The 14,579-nt window shown below is 67.4% G+C and carries 14 protein-coding genes and 3 pseudogenes; 11 read left to right on the top strand and 6 right to left on the bottom strand.

Translation table 11 applies throughout. The annotated features are described in order from the left end of the window. From EAH89_RS29545 to EAH89_RS29530, 4 genes are all read left to right on the top strand, one after another. Window positions 1-438: integrase core domain-containing protein (locus EAH89_RS29545; protein ID WP_241667266.1), on the top strand; the 438-nt coding region annotated here is incomplete at its 5' end. Between the two features lie 63 nt (window positions 439-501). Next, window positions 502-1,230, top strand: coding sequence for a Gfo/Idh/MocA family protein (locus EAH89_RS29540; protein WP_140887521.1), 729 nt, complete (start codon window positions 502-504; stop codon window positions 1,228-1,230). Window positions 1,231-1,241: 11 nt separating this feature from the next. Beyond that, window positions 1,242-2,282: a Bug family tripartite tricarboxylate transporter substrate binding protein gene (locus EAH89_RS29535; RefSeq protein WP_140887519.1), complete on the top strand. Its 1,041-nt coding sequence runs from the start codon at window positions 1,242-1,244 to the stop codon at window positions 2,280-2,282. Window positions 2,283-2,574: 292 nt separating this feature from the next. Beyond that, window positions 2,575-3,546 (top strand): Bug family tripartite tricarboxylate transporter substrate binding protein, encoded by a 972-nt coding sequence (locus EAH89_RS29530; RefSeq protein ID WP_140887516.1) that lies wholly within the window; start codon window positions 2,575-2,577, stop codon window positions 3,544-3,546. A gap of 48 nt (window positions 3,547-3,594) precedes the next feature. Here EAH89_RS29530 and EAH89_RS29525 read toward each other — a convergent pair whose 3' ends face one another. Next, complete coding sequence (locus EAH89_RS29525) at window positions 3,595-4,479, bottom strand: alpha/beta fold hydrolase (RefSeq protein WP_140887513.1); 885 nt, start codon at window positions 4,477-4,479, stop codon at window positions 3,595-3,597. A 191-nt stretch (window positions 4,480-4,670) separates the two neighbouring features. Next, window positions 4,671-6,275: an ABC transporter substrate-binding protein gene (locus tag EAH89_RS29520; RefSeq protein ID WP_408906337.1), complete on the bottom strand. Its 1,605-nt coding sequence runs from the start codon at window positions 6,273-6,275 to the stop codon at window positions 4,671-4,673. A 249-nt stretch (window positions 6,276-6,524) separates the two neighbouring features. On the opposite strand from EAH89_RS29520, the gene EAH89_RS29515 reads away from it, so the two are divergent. Both EAH89_RS29515 and EAH89_RS29510 read left to right on the top strand, forming a co-directional pair. Beyond that, a complete protein-coding gene (locus EAH89_RS29515) occupies window positions 6,525-7,508 on the top strand; it encodes an alpha/beta hydrolase (RefSeq protein WP_140887511.1) in 984 nt (327 codons plus the stop codon). A gap of 211 nt (window positions 7,509-7,719) precedes the next feature. After that, entirely contained in the window at window positions 7,720-8,379 is a 660-nt protein-coding gene (locus EAH89_RS29510) for an antibiotic biosynthesis monooxygenase family protein (RefSeq protein WP_140887508.1), read from the top strand. A 273-nt stretch (window positions 8,380-8,652) separates the two neighbouring features. Here the strand turns inward: EAH89_RS29510 and EAH89_RS29505 are convergent. Next, window positions 8,653-9,300 (bottom strand): annotated as a pseudogene (locus EAH89_RS29505) (helix-hairpin-helix domain-containing protein); the annotation flags it as partial. A gap of 319 nt (window positions 9,301-9,619) precedes the next feature. On the opposite strand from EAH89_RS29505, the gene EAH89_RS29500 reads away from it, so the two are divergent. The 3 genes from EAH89_RS29500 to EAH89_RS29490 are packed head-to-tail and all read left to right on the top strand — an operon-like array spanning window position 9,620 to window position 10,511. Continuing rightward, window positions 9,620-9,841, top strand: coding sequence for a DUF4160 domain-containing protein (locus EAH89_RS29500; protein ID WP_140887505.1), 222 nt, complete (start codon window positions 9,620-9,622; stop codon window positions 9,839-9,841). A gap of 10 nt (window positions 9,842-9,851) precedes the next feature. Next, a complete protein-coding gene (locus EAH89_RS29495; RefSeq protein ID WP_140887502.1) occupies window positions 9,852-10,259 on the top strand; it encodes a DUF2442 domain-containing protein in 408 nt (135 codons plus the stop codon). A gap of 39 nt (window positions 10,260-10,298) precedes the next feature. Continuing rightward, a complete protein-coding gene (locus EAH89_RS29490) occupies window positions 10,299-10,511 on the top strand; it encodes a hypothetical protein (RefSeq protein ID WP_140887500.1) in 213 nt (70 codons plus the stop codon). A gap of 87 nt (window positions 10,512-10,598) precedes the next feature. Here EAH89_RS29490 and istB read toward each other — a convergent pair whose 3' ends face one another. The 3 genes and pseudogenes from istB to EAH89_RS33670 all read right to left on the bottom strand — a co-directional run. Beyond that, complete coding sequence (istB, locus tag EAH89_RS29485) at window positions 10,599-11,462, bottom strand: IS21-like element helper ATPase IstB (protein ID WP_140887497.1); 864 nt, start codon at window positions 11,460-11,462, stop codon at window positions 10,599-10,601. Then, window positions 11,459-12,784: pseudogene (gene istA / locus EAH89_RS29480) on the bottom strand (IS21 family transposase); the annotation flags it as partial. The gene istB and the pseudogene istA, both read right to left, overlap by 4 nt. Window positions 12,785-13,027: 243 nt before the next feature. Continuing rightward, window positions 13,028-13,257: pseudogene (locus tag EAH89_RS33670) on the bottom strand (IS21 family transposase); the annotation flags it as partial. Window positions 13,258-13,423: 166 nt separating this feature from the next. Between EAH89_RS33670 and EAH89_RS29470 the strand changes: the two are divergent. After that, entirely contained in the window at window positions 13,424-13,717 is a 294-nt protein-coding gene (locus EAH89_RS29470; protein WP_140887494.1) for a TM2 domain-containing protein, read from the top strand. Window positions 13,718-14,056: 339 nt separating this feature from the next. Next, window positions 14,057-14,579: PAS domain-containing protein (locus EAH89_RS29465; RefSeq protein WP_161993843.1), on the top strand; the 523-nt coding region annotated here is incomplete at its 3' end.

The raw sequence follows: 14,579 nt of genomic DNA, 5'->3' as shown, positions 1-14,579 counted from the left end.
GCCATCCGGGTGGGCCGACAACTCAGGGCCGCTGACGTCATCGACGTGCTGTCGGACCTGTTCATCCTGCGCGGCGTGCCGGGTCATGTTCGTTCGGACAACGGGCCCGAGTTCGCCGCCACGGCCGTGAAGGGCTGGATCACCGGCGTCGGCGCGAGGACGGCGTTCATCGAGCCGGGCAGCCCCTGGGAGAACGGCTACGTGGAGAGCTTTAACGGCAAGCTGCGCGACGAACTGCTGAACGCCGAGGTGTTCAACACACTCGCCGAGGCCAAGGTCCTGATCGAGCAATGGCGCCRCCACTACAACACCGTTCGCCCGCACTCCTCGCTGCACTACCGCCCGCCCGCGCCAGAGGTCGTCCTAACGCACCTCGGCAGGCCACCACACGGCCAAACCGCCCACGCCTCAGCCCAGCTCCTGCCCATGCGCCATTAACATCCGACCCGGCGCACCTCGTGGGGGCTTGTCAAGCACGTCTTCAGCGAGAAGCCGCTCGGCGTGGACGCGGCGAGCGCGCAGCGCGCCGCGCAAGCGTGCGCGCAAGCGGGCGTGACGCTCGGCGTCGGCTACAACTGGCGCTTCCAGCCGGCGCTGCAGGCCATCCGACGCCTGATCGACGACGGTACGCTCGGGCGCGTGCTGCACATGGAGGGCAATTTCTGCGGCCCGAGCGTTTACCGCTTCCCGGAGGGTCACTGGCGGCAGGATCGCGATGAATCCCCCGCCGGCGGTATGACCGGGCGCGGCGTGCACGTGGTAGACGCGATGCTCTACCTCGCCGGTCCCGTGGAGCGGGTCACGGCGCAGAGCTTCCGCCTCGCGCAGAGCTTCGGCATGGATGACACGACCTCGATGCTGTTCCGCTTCGCTGGCGGCGCGACGGGCTATCTCGGCACGGTCATCGCCACCGCGGAGACCTGGCGCCTGCAGGTCTTCGGCAGTGAGGGATGGGCGGAGGTCGGCGACGTCGAGCACCTGACGACCTGGGACCTACGGCTCTGCCGCATCGACCGGTCGGACATCACCGCCAAGCGGCAGCCGGAGGTGATCACCTTCGAGAAGAGGGGCACCGAGAGGGCGGAGCTGGAGCACTTCGCGCGGCAGGCCATGGCGCGGCAACCCCTGGTCATGCCGGGCGGCGATGCCGTTCATAACGCGGCGCTGCTGGAGGCGATCCTGTCCTCCGCTCGCACCGGCGAGGCGGTTGCCGTCGTGAACCCTGGCTGAGGGAGGCGAGCATGACCCGTGCGACCCGGCGGCACCTGATCCTCGGCGCGGCCGGTCTGGATCTGGCCCTCGGCCCGGCGCGCGCGCAGACCGCTGCTGAGTTCCCGGCGAAGCCCATCCGGGTCATTGTGCCCTCCACCCCCGGCGGGCCGCCCGACCTCATCCTTCGTGCCATCGCGCCGAGGCTGACGGCCACCCTCGGCCAGCCGGTGGTGCTGGAGAACCGCGCGGGTGGCGGCGGCCTGGTCGGCACCGCCTACGTCGCCCGCCAGCCGCCCGACGGACTTACCTGGCTCTTCACCACCGCGTCCCACACGAACATTCCGCCCTTCAATGACAACGTCACCTACGACCCCGTGCGTGACTTCACGCATGTCACGCTCGCCGCACAGAACTTCGGGCAGGCGCTGGTGGTGCACCCGAGCGTGCCGGCAACGAGCGTTGCCGAGCTGGTGGCGCTGGCCAAGGCCAGCCCGGGCAAGCTCACCTACGCCAACGCCAACGCCAACGCCAACGCCAACGCCAACGCCAACGCCAACGCCAACGCCAACGCCGGCAACGGCACGGCCAGCCACATCCCGGCCGAGGTGATGAAAGCCATAACGGGCACAGACATTCTCTCTGTGCCCTACCGCGGCGTCGCGGAGGCCACGACGGACCTCCTCGCGGGCCGCGTGGACATGTTCTTCGTCGGCACGCAGATCGCGCTCCAGCACGTCCGCGCTGGCAGCCTGCGTGCCCTCGCCCTCACCGGGCGGCGGCGCTGGGCCGGAATGCCAGACACCCCCACGATGGAGGAGGCCGGCCTGCCAGGCTTCGAGGTCGTCAACTGGTTCGGCCTCTGGCTTCCCGCGGGGGCGCGGCCCGATGTCGTGCGGACGCTGCACGCTGCCGTGCGGGCCGCGGTTGCCGATCCGGAGGTGAGACGGCAGTTCGACGATCTCGGCCTGGAAGGCGTCGCAATGCCGCCCGAAGAGTTCATGGCCTTCGTGGCTAACCAGGCGCAGATCGCGCAAGAGATTGCCCGCAGGGTCGGACCCGGGACGCGGTAGTGAGCCTAGTCCCACTCTCATCCGTGCCGTCTGAACCCCGCGGAGGAGAAATCTACGCCTTTGGCGGACGCGCATGTACGGTAACCACCAAGCATCGTCCTTGGCGAGCGGGGTAGCGGGCACCACGATCAGCCGCCACAGGCGGATTGACCTGAACACGGCCATCGTGCCCGCTCCCAATCCAAACTGTTCCGGGTGGAGAGCCGGCTTGGCGAAATCGTTCGTTACACATCGCGCAAACGAATGATACGGGTTGCTCAAACATGCAGGGCTCCGAGGGAAGGACAAGGCCATGACCATCCGACTGACACGGCGCGGTACGCTTGGCATTGCGGCCTCCGCCACCCTGGCTAAGCCAGCCCTTGCAGCCTTCCCGACCCAGCCGGTCCGAATCGTCGTGCCCTGGAATCCAGGGGGACCGGCCGACATCGTCATCCGCGCCCTGGTCCCCGTCATGGCACCCACACTCGGCCAGCCCGTAGTCATCGAGAACCGGGCCGGGGCGAACGGAGCCGTGGGCACGCAGGCCGTCGCCCGGGCGTCGCCAGACGGGCACACACTGATCCTGGCAAACGCTGAGACGCACGCCATCAATCCGCTGATCTACCCGCGCCTGCCCTACGACGCCGTCGCCGATTTCCGCCCAATCAGCCTTATCGTACACGCCCCCTGCGTGCTGCTCGTGCGGCCTGGATTTGAGGTGAACGGCGTGGAGGAGTTCGTGGCCAAAGTGCGCGGGCAACCGGGAGCCTTCACCTACGCCACCTGGGGCATCGGGAGCACCTCGCACCTTGCAATGGAAGCGCTCAGCAGCCAGGCGAAGCTGCAGATGCTGCACGTTCCCTTCACGGGCGGCGCGCCGGCCAGTACGGCCTTGGTGTCGGGGCAGGTCGATGCTGCCTTCCTCAACGCGGGTCCGGCCGAGGCCCTGGCGCGTGATGGGAAGGTAAAGATCCTGGCGGTGGGCGGGCCGCAGCGCTTGCCCTTGCTGCCGGAAGTTCCAACCCTGGCGGAGCGCTCCCTGCCGGTGAACGCCGCCACCTGGTTCGGCCTTCTTGGGCCCGCGAGGATGCCGGAGGAGGCGGTCGGGCGCGTTGCATCCGCCGTTGTAGAGGGGCTGAAGTCCCCCGCCGTGCAGGAGCTGTTCCTGGCGCAGGCTGTCATTCCGGACGCCCGCGGGCCGGAAGCCATGCGGGCCTTCATCGCCGAGGACGTCGCGAGCCGAACCGACCTCGTACGCAGCCTCGACATCCGGCTGGAGTGAAGCCGCGTTCGAACCAATCCCTAAGCCAATGCTGACATCAGGTCACCGTCAGTCCTTGATGCCCGTGATGGACTGGCTCGTCGCGCGAGGGTCCCGCTGAGGCCAGCGGCCAGCATCGACCTGGGTTACGAAGTTCAGGACGACGCGATTGAACTCATCCGGTTCCTCGAGATTGATCGTATGGCCAGAGTTCGGCAGCACCGAGAGCGCGGCCGAGGGGATGTTCCGCTTCATTAGAATGGCCGGCATCAGGCACGGCCAGTCCTCGTCGCCGGTCACCACCAGCGTCGGAACGGTCAGGGCCTTCATCGGCTCAACCAGCGCGTAGAGCGAGGGCCGTTCGCGCTGCACACCGAGTTGCGTGTTCGCCGAGCCGCGGCCGTCGTGCTCCGCCAGCATCCGCTTGAACTCGAGGAAGCCGCGGGGATCCTTGTTCTCGAACTGCACCCGTGTCGGACCGTAGGCGTAGCGCTCGGAAAAGGTTTTCATTCCCCCATTCAGGATGGAGGCCGCGACCGTGTCCGCTTCGTCCTTGAACCGCGTCTGCTGCTCGGGCTCGGCACCATACCCGCACCCGGCGATGCAGAGCGAAAAGGCCCGACCAGGGTGGCGGAAGCCGAAGTGAAGCGTCGCAAAACCACCCATCGACAGCCCGACAATGTGTGCCTTGGGAATGGACAGGCCGTCCAGCACGGCTGCGATGTCGTCGGCCGCGCGCTCCTGTGAGTAGGAGGCTGGATCCGCCGGCACGTCGGACGGCGGGTAGCCCCGTGCGGCAAAGGTAATGGCGCGGTACCGGCGGCCAAAGTGCCGCAGCTGCGGCTCCCAGCTCCGGTGGTCCCCGGCGAACTCGTGGACGAACACGATCGGTGTTCCCGAGCCGACTTCCTCGACGTGGAGCCTCACTCGGTCGCTTGTGGTCACGTCAGTCATTGCAACAGCCTTCCCCCGGTGCTTCTCGTTCCAAAAACATCATCCCCATCTCCTTCGGTTGGCCGAGCATGACCAAGAGCGGGATGGCTGCTTTGAGTAATAGCAACGCCGGTAGGCAGCTCGGTGAGCGCCGCGCACTCCTCAAAGCAGACGAACAGGTGCCCTCGTTTGAAGAGGTACTTTTCCGCAAGTCAGGCGCGTCGCACGTTCCAGAACAGCGCCGGCCCACCCTTGAGGACTCCAGTGATGCTGCGGCGGTAGGCCTGCTGCGGGCGCTGGAGACCCAGCGGGATGAAGGGCGCCTCCTCCCACACCGCGCGCTGCAGCTCCTCTGCGATCCGCTTCTCGGTCTCGATGTCCGTCGCGTCGAACCACTCGTCGCGCAGGGCCTCCCGCCGGGGGCTAGTCGGCCAGCCTGACCAGGCGTTGGCCCCGTTTCCGCGAAGCGGTTGGTGGCTTCCTGGGACTGAAGTATCCAGCCCTTCCCAGGTCGTGCAGAAGGCGCTGAAGCCACCCTGCTCCACGGGACCACGATTGGTGCGGCGCTGGATCTGGGTACCCCAGTCCATCGACGCCAAGTCAACATTGAAACCGACACGGCGCATCAGATCCGCCGCAACCTCCGTCATGCCCTGCAGGTTCGGGAGATCGGTTGCCGAGAGCAGCACGACGCGCTCGTTCTTGTAGCCGGCCTCGCGCAGCAGCCGCTTCGCTTTCTCAATGTTGCGGGGCGCTGTCAGCACCTCAAGGCCAGCGTCATTTGCCAAGGGCGTACCGGGAGTGAAGGCGCCGGAGGGGATGCGGTACAGATCGGGTTCGGTGCCCATCGCTGCCTGCATGAATGCTTCCTGATCCACCGCTGGGAACAGAGCACGCCGAACCGCCGGATTGTCGAAGGGTGGATGCAGGTGGTTGAACCGCAACACGCCGAAGGAGCCGAAGGTGTTGATGGTCTCCAAGGCAATCTGCCGGTTACGACGGAGGATCGGCAGCAGGTCGGGTAGGGGGGTCTCCCACCAGTCGGCCTCGTTGTTTCGGAGCGCGGCGGCGGCCGTGGCCGCATCCGGCATGATGCGCCAGTTGACTCTGTCGAAATGCACCTGCTTTCCGCCGGCGAGTAGATCTGGCGCCTCCTGGCGGGGCTGGTAAGCCGCATTGCGCTCGAAGACGGCCAGGCTGCCCGCTACCCACTCGTCGCGCAGGAACCGAAAAGGGCCGCTGCCTGTGAAATCCGCGATCTGGGTGAAAGGATCGGTCTGCGCGATACGCTCCGGCATGATGGCGCAGATGTTCGCTCCCGCTTTCCCCAAGGCCCAGGTGAGCCCGCTCCAGGGCCGCTTGATACGGATGGTGAAGCGCTCGTCTGAGACGGTCGCCATCTCATCAAGTAGGGCATCCAAGCGCTGGCCAAGCACGTCCCGCTTCGACCAGCGGCGGATTGAGGCGACACAGTCGCGGGTGCGAACTGGCTCGCCATCATGGAAGCGCAGGCCTGGACGCAGCGTGATGGTGTGGGTCAGCCCGTCCGCGGATACCTCGTGGGCCGCGGCCATCTGCGGCTGGACCTTGAAATCGGAACCGATGCCGAAGAGCGTATCGTAGACCATCAGCCCGGCGTTGCGGGACAGGACCGAAGTACCCCAGATCGGGTCCATGCTCGCGAGATTGCCTTGCGGCACGAAGCGCAGCGTGCGCGCCGGGCTACCCTGCGCCAGGGCTGGCGCAGAAATCTGCCCCACCCTCGTAACCGCAGTGGCTCCGAGGGTCGCCTTCAGTAGAGTTCTACGGTCCGTCACCTCGGCCCCCTCTAACTGCCCCCAGCCAGGGCTGTGCCGACAGACTGCCTCCGGCACAACGTTGGAACAAGCGGGCCAGCCCTTCCGGCCATGCCGTGCATCTCGCCGGCGGAGCCGGCACTGAGGGTGCCGTGACGCGCAGGTTGGGATCGAGGCCATCATGGCGAGCCGGTAGATCTCGGCGTTGTAAGCCTCTTTCCATCGTGGTGACTGGATGGTTGTCTTCGACGTAACAACGAGGAAACAGCCATGAGTAATCTGCGCGTCAGGATGGGAGCGCTGCTGACGGGCGCCCTGATGGCCCTGCTGATTACCAAGCCGGCTATGGCGCAGGTGGACCGGCTGCCACCTGACCTGCAGGAAACGCTTGCTCGGATTGGTCCGGTGTTCCAGCGCGATATCGGAACCCACATCCCCGCCACGCTGGCCGCCTTCCAGTCCGTCCTGAGGTCAGCCCCCAGGGACGGTGTCAGCGTGACCGCCGACCAACACTACGGCCCAGACCCGAAACAGGTGTTGGACGTCTATCAACCTGCATCGCGGCAAGACGCTCCCATCCTGATCTATGTCCATGGCGGCGCCTACGTGACGGGGGATAAGAATGCCTACGGTGAGGTTTACGCCAATATCGGCTGGTGGTTCGCGCGTCAGGGGATCGTGACCCTAAACGCGACTTACCGGCTCGCGCCGGCCTCGCCTTGGCCTGGTGCCGTGCAGGACGTTCGCGCGATGGTAGCCTGGGCGCGCGAGAACGCAGTGCGCCTCGGCGCCGACCCCAACCGCATCTTCCTGATGGGGCACTCCGCCGGTGCGACCCACGTCGCGAGCTATATCTTCGACCGGGCTCTGCAGCCCGCGGACGGGCCCGGTGTCGCTGGCGCCGTGCTAATCAGCGGGCGCTATCGCCTCGACTACGATCCGGCAGACCCGAACGGCCGCAACATGCAGGCCTATTTCGGAGACGATCCGGCACAGTACCCAAATCGCTCTCCAATCACCCACATCCGGGACGGCGCCAAGGTGCCAGTGTTCCTGGTGGTCACCGAGTACGACAATCCCGGCCTGGATGTGCGCGGCGCCGAGTTGCTGTTCGCCCTTTGCGAACGCGACAGCGCCTGCCCCCGGTTCCTGCGCCTGATAGGGCACAATCACCTTTCGGAAGTTGCGGCCTTCAACACACCTGACGAGCAGCTCGGTCGTGAGGTGCTGGGCTTCATGAGCCTCGGCCGGTAGCAGAGGGGCGCTGAGTGGCCGCGCGGTGTCGGGGAACTTGCGCCCTCGTGCGATCGACACCGTGACGCACCCGGCCCATTGAAGGTCCGCTCTCAACCTGCCCAAATCTGAGCCGCCTGGAGGCCGGCCACTTCCTGCTCCCACTATTCCGGCACGGCGTGTTGCCGTCCCAAATGCGACGGGTTCGTTCAAAGGCACGGGGAGGAGCGGGATGCTCGCACTGTTTTTCGAGGTTCGCCCGAGAGAGGATGGCGGCTGGGATCGCTATCTAAGCATCGCCGCCGCGCTGCGGCCGCTGTTGGCCGAGCAGGAAGGACTGCTCTTCATTGAACGCTACCGTAGCCTCATCCACCCGGGCACGCTGCTGTCGCATTCGCTTTGGCGAGATGAGGCGGCACTCGCGGCTTGGCGAACGAACGGAGTGCACAGCGGGGCACAATCGAAGGGTCGGCAGGATGTGTTCGAGGACTACCGCCTGCGTGTCGCCCACGTGTCGCGCGCTGCAATCCCAGGTGACGCCGCTCAGCCAACTGCGCCCCGCAGCACCTACCGCGACCCTGCCGCTCACCCTGCACGCTTCATGGTTGTCGCCACGGCCGCCGGCGAGATCCCGCTAGGTGCTGCCACACCAACCGACACCTTCGAGAGCATCAATCGTGAAGGGGAGCGCCTCTGGCTGTTCGACGTCTCCAACGAGGCGGCAGCATCCGACCTCATCGACGTCCTGTGCAGGGGCGGTGCAACGGCGAGAGCCTGTGAGGTAGAACGGGACTACGGCATGTTCGACCGTGCCGAGGCGCCGCAGTACTACCCGCCTGTGACCCGGCCTAACGGGCGCGGCGACGGGATGACCATGGGAAGATCTCTGTAGGTCTCCTGCCGTTGGCTCAGACCGAGGGAAGGGGAGACTCAGCATGGCAGGTGCCAACATGATCGACGCAGCCCTTTTTGCTTTACTTGGGCAACACCGTTCGCGGTCCCATGTTCTTTGCCTCGATACGCGTCGGTGCCCGGCTGGACCTACAGCCTGACGGACATAGCCGGGCTGAGGTCCGCACGCTCAACGGTCACCCACTCGGGTGGCTGCCGTCCGAGGACGCTCAGATGGTTGCCGACCTGATCGATAAAGGTGCGCTGACCCGGGCACGGGCGGGGGCACCTCGATGAGGGCCGCGGGCTGGGCGGTGAGCTCGGCGAGCGGCAAGCCGCAATGCCCCTCGCCCGTGGCCTCGGCGAGCGCGAAGGAGATGCCGGCGCGCACCCGGATCATGGCCGTGGGCTCGATGCCGAGGCGCAGGGCCACGAGGTCGGCGGTGCGAAAGCCGATGCCGCGGATGTCGCGGGCGAGCCGGTAGGGGTTCTCGGTGATCACCCGCACCGCGTCGGCGCCGTAGGTCTTGTGGATGCGCACGGCCCGCGAGGTGCCGACCCCGTGGGCGTGCAGGAAGAGCATGATCTCGCGGATGACCTTCTGCTCGGCCCAGCCGGCGACGATCCGCGACGCCCGCTTGGGGCCGATGCCCGTGACCTCGCGCAGCCGCGCCGGCTCGGCCTCGATGAGGTCGAACACGGCGTCCCCGAAGGCGCGGTCGTTGGTCCAGGTGCCGGAGAGCTGCACCCACTCGCCGGCGGCGATGCTGGCCGCGTGCCCCACCACGGTGACGAGGTCCTTGTGCCCGCGCGCCTTCACCCGCAGCACGCAGAAGCCGTTCTCGGCGTTGTGGTAGGTCACCCGCTCCACCAGACCCGCCAGGGCCTCGGTGGGGGCGGTCTGGGGATCGATCTGACCCACGTGCTTACCGGACCGCCAGCACGGCCGAGGGAGCAGGGGAGGGGAGGCACCCCCGCCAGGATAATGGCGACGCGCCCGACAAGAACCTCATGTTACCCATTTGGCTTGTGTGGACTGCAGCAAGCTAATTCATCGAGGGGCAGAAGGTCAGCGCCGTGGCAAAGGGCGTGGCGCGCAGCACCGGGGACGCACGGCAAAGGCGCGTGCTCGCCTCCTAGTGGTGATTGGAGCTTGACCGACTCATGACCCTGCTCCGGCAGCTGGACGGCATCACGCTCTTCTCAATTGAAAAACCCATCTGGTTAGGTTATGTCGATACATGGTCACTGTGCTGCGTGCCCACGGCCTGCGCGTGGTCATCTACGTCAACGATCACGAGCCGGCACATGTCCACGTCTTTGGTGACGGTGAAGCCAAGATCAATCTGCTAGGGGCCAACGGTCTGCCGGACTTGATCTGGGCCGATCGTATGAGCCGCGGCGAGGTGCGCCGCGCGATGGAGATCGTGGTTGCGCAGCAGGTGGCCCTGCTGGCTCGCTGAGAGGAAATCCATGGCTGAGTTGACCGATGCTCAGATCGACAAGGCTCTCACCCGAGGTGCGGCCGCTCGCATTGCTGAACCACGAGCTGTGACCGCGCGCTACGACCAGCAACTTCGCCGGGTTGTCGTGGAGCTGAGCAACGGTTGCATCTTTGCCTTCCCGCCGGGCCTGGGACAGGGCCTGGAGAGTGCGACCGAGGACCAGCTCGCGCAGGTGGAGGTTCTCGGGACAGGCTCCGGCCTGCATTGGGAGGTCTTGGATGTCGATCTTTCCCTTCCGGGTCTTCTGGCAGGGCTGTTCGGCACCAGAGCGTACATGGCCCGTCATGCTGGGCGGACGACATCACCGACGAAGGCTGCTGCAGCACGGACAAATGGGTCCAAGGGTGGACGCCCGCGTAAATCTGCCGAGCGATAATGGTTGGCAGTCTCCGGCAAGAGACCAAACGGTGAGGTGATGCCGACGATGGACGAGGAAAAGGGCGCGGCCGCCCCCGATCGAAAAACGCTGTTCGTCGTGACGGTGAACGGCGTGGGAGCGCGGAGTGAGCTCGCTGCCGGGCTCGACGGCGTGCAAGAGGCCCTTCTTCGGGCGCTCTGGTCTGGGCTTGGCGAGGTCCTGCCTCACGTGTCAACGGCGGAGCAAAACCAGGCCAGCGCGGCGGAGTAAAACAAGGCCACTGACGGCTTGGCGGCACCAGAGCTGACTGGCTTTCGATCAGTTGCCAATCAGGTCTGCGGCTGGTCTCTGTGGCGGTTAGACAGGCAGGGTCTCGCCGGTATCCGGGTCTATCTGCTCGCCTGCGACGGCTTCAGCTGGCGCGGCCTTTGTGGAGTGGCGCTGCCGGGCAGTGGACTGGGCCAAGCGGTAGCTCTCGCCGTTCATCGCCAGGATGTGGACGTGGTGGGTGAGCCGGTCGAGCAGGGCGCCGGTGAGACGTTCCGAGCCGAGCACCGCGGTCCACTCCTCGAACGGCAGGTTCGAGGTGACGATGGTGGAGCCGTGTTCGTAGCGCTGACTGAAAACCTCGAACAGCAGCTCGGCGCCGGTCGGCGACAGCGGCACGTAGCCGAGCTCGTCGATGATCAGCAGCCTGGCCGCCTGCAACTCCCGCTGCAGCCTCAGCAGGCGCTTCTCGTCACGCGCTTCCATCAGCTGGTGCACCAGCTGGGCCGCGGTCGTGAACACGACGCTGAACCCTCTCTGGCAGGCGGCCAGGCCAAGACCCAGGGCGACGTGGCTCTTGCCGGTGCCGCTGTTGCCGAGCGCGATGATGTTCTCGCGCCCCAGGATGTACTCGCAGCGCGCCAGCTCCAGGACCAGCATCTTGTTGAGGCTGGGAATGGCGGTGAACACGAAGCTGTCGAGGCTCTTGGTTGTCGGGAACCGCGCCTGGCGGATGCGCCGCTCGACCAGGCGCCGCTCGCGGTCGATCAGCTCCAGCTCGAGGAGGCGCAGCAGGTAGCGAGGGTGGTCGACACCGTCGCGAGCACATTCGCGGGCCACCTTGTCGTACTCGCGCAGCACCGTCGGCAGCCGGAGCTGCTTGAGGTGGTGGGCCAGCAGGATCTGCGGCGTTCCCTGGTTGGTGCCATGCGGCATGCCATCGGTCGCGCTCATGCCACCCGCTCCTGCAGCAGCGTGGTGTAGTCCGCGGCGCGGGTCATCCGCACCTCGGTGCCCGGCAGCCAGGGGTAGGCGGTCAGGTCGAGCCTGGGCGGGCGCCGCTCGATCCGCGCCAGGACGATCTGYCGGACCGCGTCATAGCCGATGGCGCCGAGGTGGAYGGCGTCGGTYACCGCGGCGGCCACCACCTCCYKGGWSGCRATCTCCAGCAGCCGCAGCACCTGGATGAACTCCCGCTTGCCACGGTTGCCCATCCGCGCCTCCAGCAGGTGGCGCAGGTGCTGGAACACCGGCGGCAAGGCCCAGCCCTGCAGCGCCGCCGCCTGGTCCAGCGCGCCCGGCTTGGCCTCGAGCAGCGCCAGGTAGTGCAGGGGATCGTAGACGAACTCGCCGTGCCCATAGGAGCGGGCGTGACGGGCCACCGGCACCCCGTCGCACAGGATCACCACCTGCTCGACGAAACCCTTCACCAGCACCGCCTGGAACCCGTAGGCGGTCGGCACCGAGTAGTCGTTGCCGCGGTAGCGGACCAGGGCGGTGGACGACACACGGGCGCTGATCACCTCGCAGGGCTCGAGCGCGACGTCCGGCAGGYGCTGCATCGCCGCCAGATCCGCCACCAGGCGCGCACCGATCGTCTCGGCGTGACGTCCCGCCCGCTCTGACTGCCGCAGGCGGCAACGCTCCGCCAGCACGGTGYTGAGCGCCTCGTGGCTAGGTGCAATCGGCACCGGGGTCAGGAAGTTGGCCCGGGCGAACTTCACCAGCCCCTCCACCTTGCCCTTGTCGTTGCCCTTGCCGGGACGGCCGAACCGGTCCCTGAACAGGTAGTGGCTGACCAGGCCGGTAAAGGCTCGCGTCCGCTCGCGCTTGCCGTCSCCGCARATCCGCGCCACCGCCAGCTTGAGGTTGTCGTAGAGGATCGATCGCGGCACGCCGCCGAAGAACGCGAAGGAGGAGACGTGCCCRTCCAAGAAGGCCTCGGTCGTCTCCCGCGGATAGGCCTTCACGAAGCAGGCGTCCGACTGCGGCAGGTCCATGCAGAAGAAGTGAACCTTCTGCCGAACCCCGCCGATCACCGCCTCCGCCTCGCCGAAGTCCACCTGCGCGTGACCCGGCGGGTGCGCCAGCGGCACGAACACCTCCCGCCCACGCGCCCGCTGCCGTCGCACGTGATCCTTGACCACCGTGTAGCCGCCGCCATAGCCGTGCTCGTCGCGCAGCCGCTCGAAAATCCGCTTGGCCGTGTGCTGCTGCTTGGGTGGCGCCGCCCGGTCCGCCTCCAGGATCGCCTCGATCACCGGTACCAGCGCCCCNCGTCCGACTGCGGCAGGTCCATGCAGAAGAAGTGAACCTTCTGCCGAACCCCGCCGATCACCGCCTCCGCCTCGCCGAAGTCCACCTGCGCGTGACCCGGCGGGTGCGCCAGCGGCACGAACACCTCCCGCCCACGCGCCCGCTGCCGTCGCACGTGATCCTTGACCACCGTGTAGCCGCCGCCATAGCCGTGCTCGTCGCGCAGCCGCTCGAAAATCCGCTTGGCCGTGTGCTGCTGCTTGGGTGGCGCCGCCCGGTCCGCCTCCAGGATCGCCTCGATCACCGGTACCAGCGCCCCAAGCTTTGGCTTGTCGGGCGGCCGTGTCCGTACATACCCGGGCGGCGCCGAGTACCGGCACATCTTGGCCACCGTGTCCCGGCTCAACCCGAAAACCCGGGCCGCCTCCCGCCGACTATGACCCTCGAGGAATACGAACCGCCGGACCGCCGCGTAGCTCTCCACCACGAACATCCCCCGGCGCCCCACCCTGATCCTTCAAGGTAGGCCGCCTGCACTGGCCGGGTTTTACGCCGCCCGCAGCCGCATCACGCCGCCGCTCCAGTGGCCGACTTTCTCTCCGCCGTGCACAGGCTCACCTGTGACATTCGATGGGTCTGCCAAGTGTCTGGACTGTGCCATGAAACCTCAGCCTCTTCCCGCGAGCGCCACGGGAGACCGCGCGCCGCGCTCGGTTCGACGCGCCTACGCCCTCTGGCTTGTCGGGGGCTTCTGCGGCCTGCACCGCTTCTACCTGGGCAAGACATTCAGCGCGGCCATGATGAGCCTGACGTCCCTTCTCTGCGCGCCGCTCGTCCTGTCGGAAACCGGGCTGCTCGGCATCGTCAGCGTTGCCGTCTGCATGGCATCTGACCTCATCCTGATGCCCGAACTCGCCCGCGAGGCGAACGCCCTCGAACAGGCGACCTCCTAGGGACCGGTGCCCCGAATCCCGAGGCGCTTCAGTTCCTCCGTGCCTTGGGGTCTCTGTCCTGCTGTGAGGGTCGTCGCGTGCCAGAACCGCGAGGGTTCGGCACGGACGTGCTCAACCCATGCTTTCCCGCGATGAGGACCGGGCGAGCGGCACGACGAGTTCGCACACCAGCCCGGCCGCGTGCCAACGGGCGATCACCGTCCCCCTGAGCTGGTCACACACCGTGCCAATCAGCACGCGCGAGCCAAAGCCGCGACGAGATGGCGGTCCGCTCACGGGCGGCCCACCCTGCTCGGTCCACACGAGGCACCGGACGGCGGACCCGGGACGATCGCTGGGGTGACGCTCGACATCACCGAACGCCGCCTGGCCGAGGAGCGGCTGCGCGAGAGCGAGGCCTTCGCTCACCGCGTGCTCGGCGCGACCACCGACTGCGTCGCGGTGATCGACACCGAGGGACGGATCGCCTTCCTCAACGAGCCCGGGCGTTGCCAGAAGGAGATCGACGATCTCTCGGCGGTGCTGGGCCAGCCGCTGGAGGTGCTCTGGCCCGCCGAGGCCGTGCCGGTGGTGCGCGCGGCCATGGCCGAGGCGCGGGCGGGCCGGCCGGCGCGCTTCACCGCCTTCGGGCCGACCGCCAAGGGCGCGCCGCGCTGGCGGGACGTGAGCTTCTCCTCGCTGCCCGGCGCGAACGGCGAGGCGCCGCGCCTGCTGGCGGTCGCGCGCGACGTCACCGCCGCCAAGGAGGCCGAGGCGGTGCTCCGGGAGAACGACGCCCGGCTGCGCGAACTCGCCGAGACRCTGGAGGACCGCGTGCGCGAGGAGGTGGCCGCGCGCGAGACGGCGCAGGCAAGGCTGGTGC

This window comes from Muricoccus nepalensis (assembly GCF_006438825.1).
Classification (GTDB): domain Bacteria; phylum Pseudomonadota; class Alphaproteobacteria; order Acetobacterales; family Acetobacteraceae; genus Roseomonas; species Roseomonas nepalensis.
The sequence above is the reverse complement of the archived record's forward strand: the minus strand, read 5'-3'. Positions and strand labels throughout refer to the sequence as shown.

Bases quoted from the DNA above. Each gene is read 5' to 3' on its own strand.
- EAH89_RS29535 (WP_140887519.1), top strand. From the start codon at position 1,242: ATGACCCGTGCGACCCGGCGGCACCTGATCCTCGGCGCGGCCGGTCTG.
- EAH89_RS29530 (WP_140887516.1), top strand. From the start codon at position 2,575: ATGACCATCCGACTGACACGGCGCGGTACGCTTGGCATTGCGGCCTCC.
- EAH89_RS29525 (WP_140887513.1), bottom strand. From the start codon at position 4,479: ATGACTGACGTGACCACAAGCGACCGAGTGAGGCTCCACGTCGAGGAA.
- EAH89_RS29515 (WP_140887511.1), top strand. From the start codon at position 6,525: ATGAGTAATCTGCGCGTCAGGATGGGAGCGCTGCTGACGGGCGCCCTG.
- EAH89_RS29510 (WP_140887508.1), top strand. From the start codon at position 7,720: ATGCTCGCACTGTTTTTCGAGGTTCGCCCGAGAGAGGATGGCGGCTGG.
- EAH89_RS29500 (WP_140887505.1), top strand. From the start codon at position 9,620: ATGGTCACTGTGCTGCGTGCCCACGGCCTGCGCGTGGTCATCTACGTC.
- EAH89_RS29495 (WP_140887502.1), top strand. From the start codon at position 9,852: ATGGCTGAGTTGACCGATGCTCAGATCGACAAGGCTCTCACCCGAGGT.
- EAH89_RS29490 (WP_140887500.1), top strand. From the start codon at position 10,299: ATGCCGACGATGGACGAGGAAAAGGGCGCGGCCGCCCCCGATCGAAAA.
- istB (WP_140887497.1), bottom strand. From the start codon at position 11,462: ATGAGCGCGACCGATGGCATGCCGCATGGCACCAACCAGGGAACGCCG.
- EAH89_RS29470 (WP_140887494.1), top strand. From the start codon at position 13,424: ATGAAACCTCAGCCTCTTCCCGCGAGCGCCACGGGAGACCGCGCGCCG.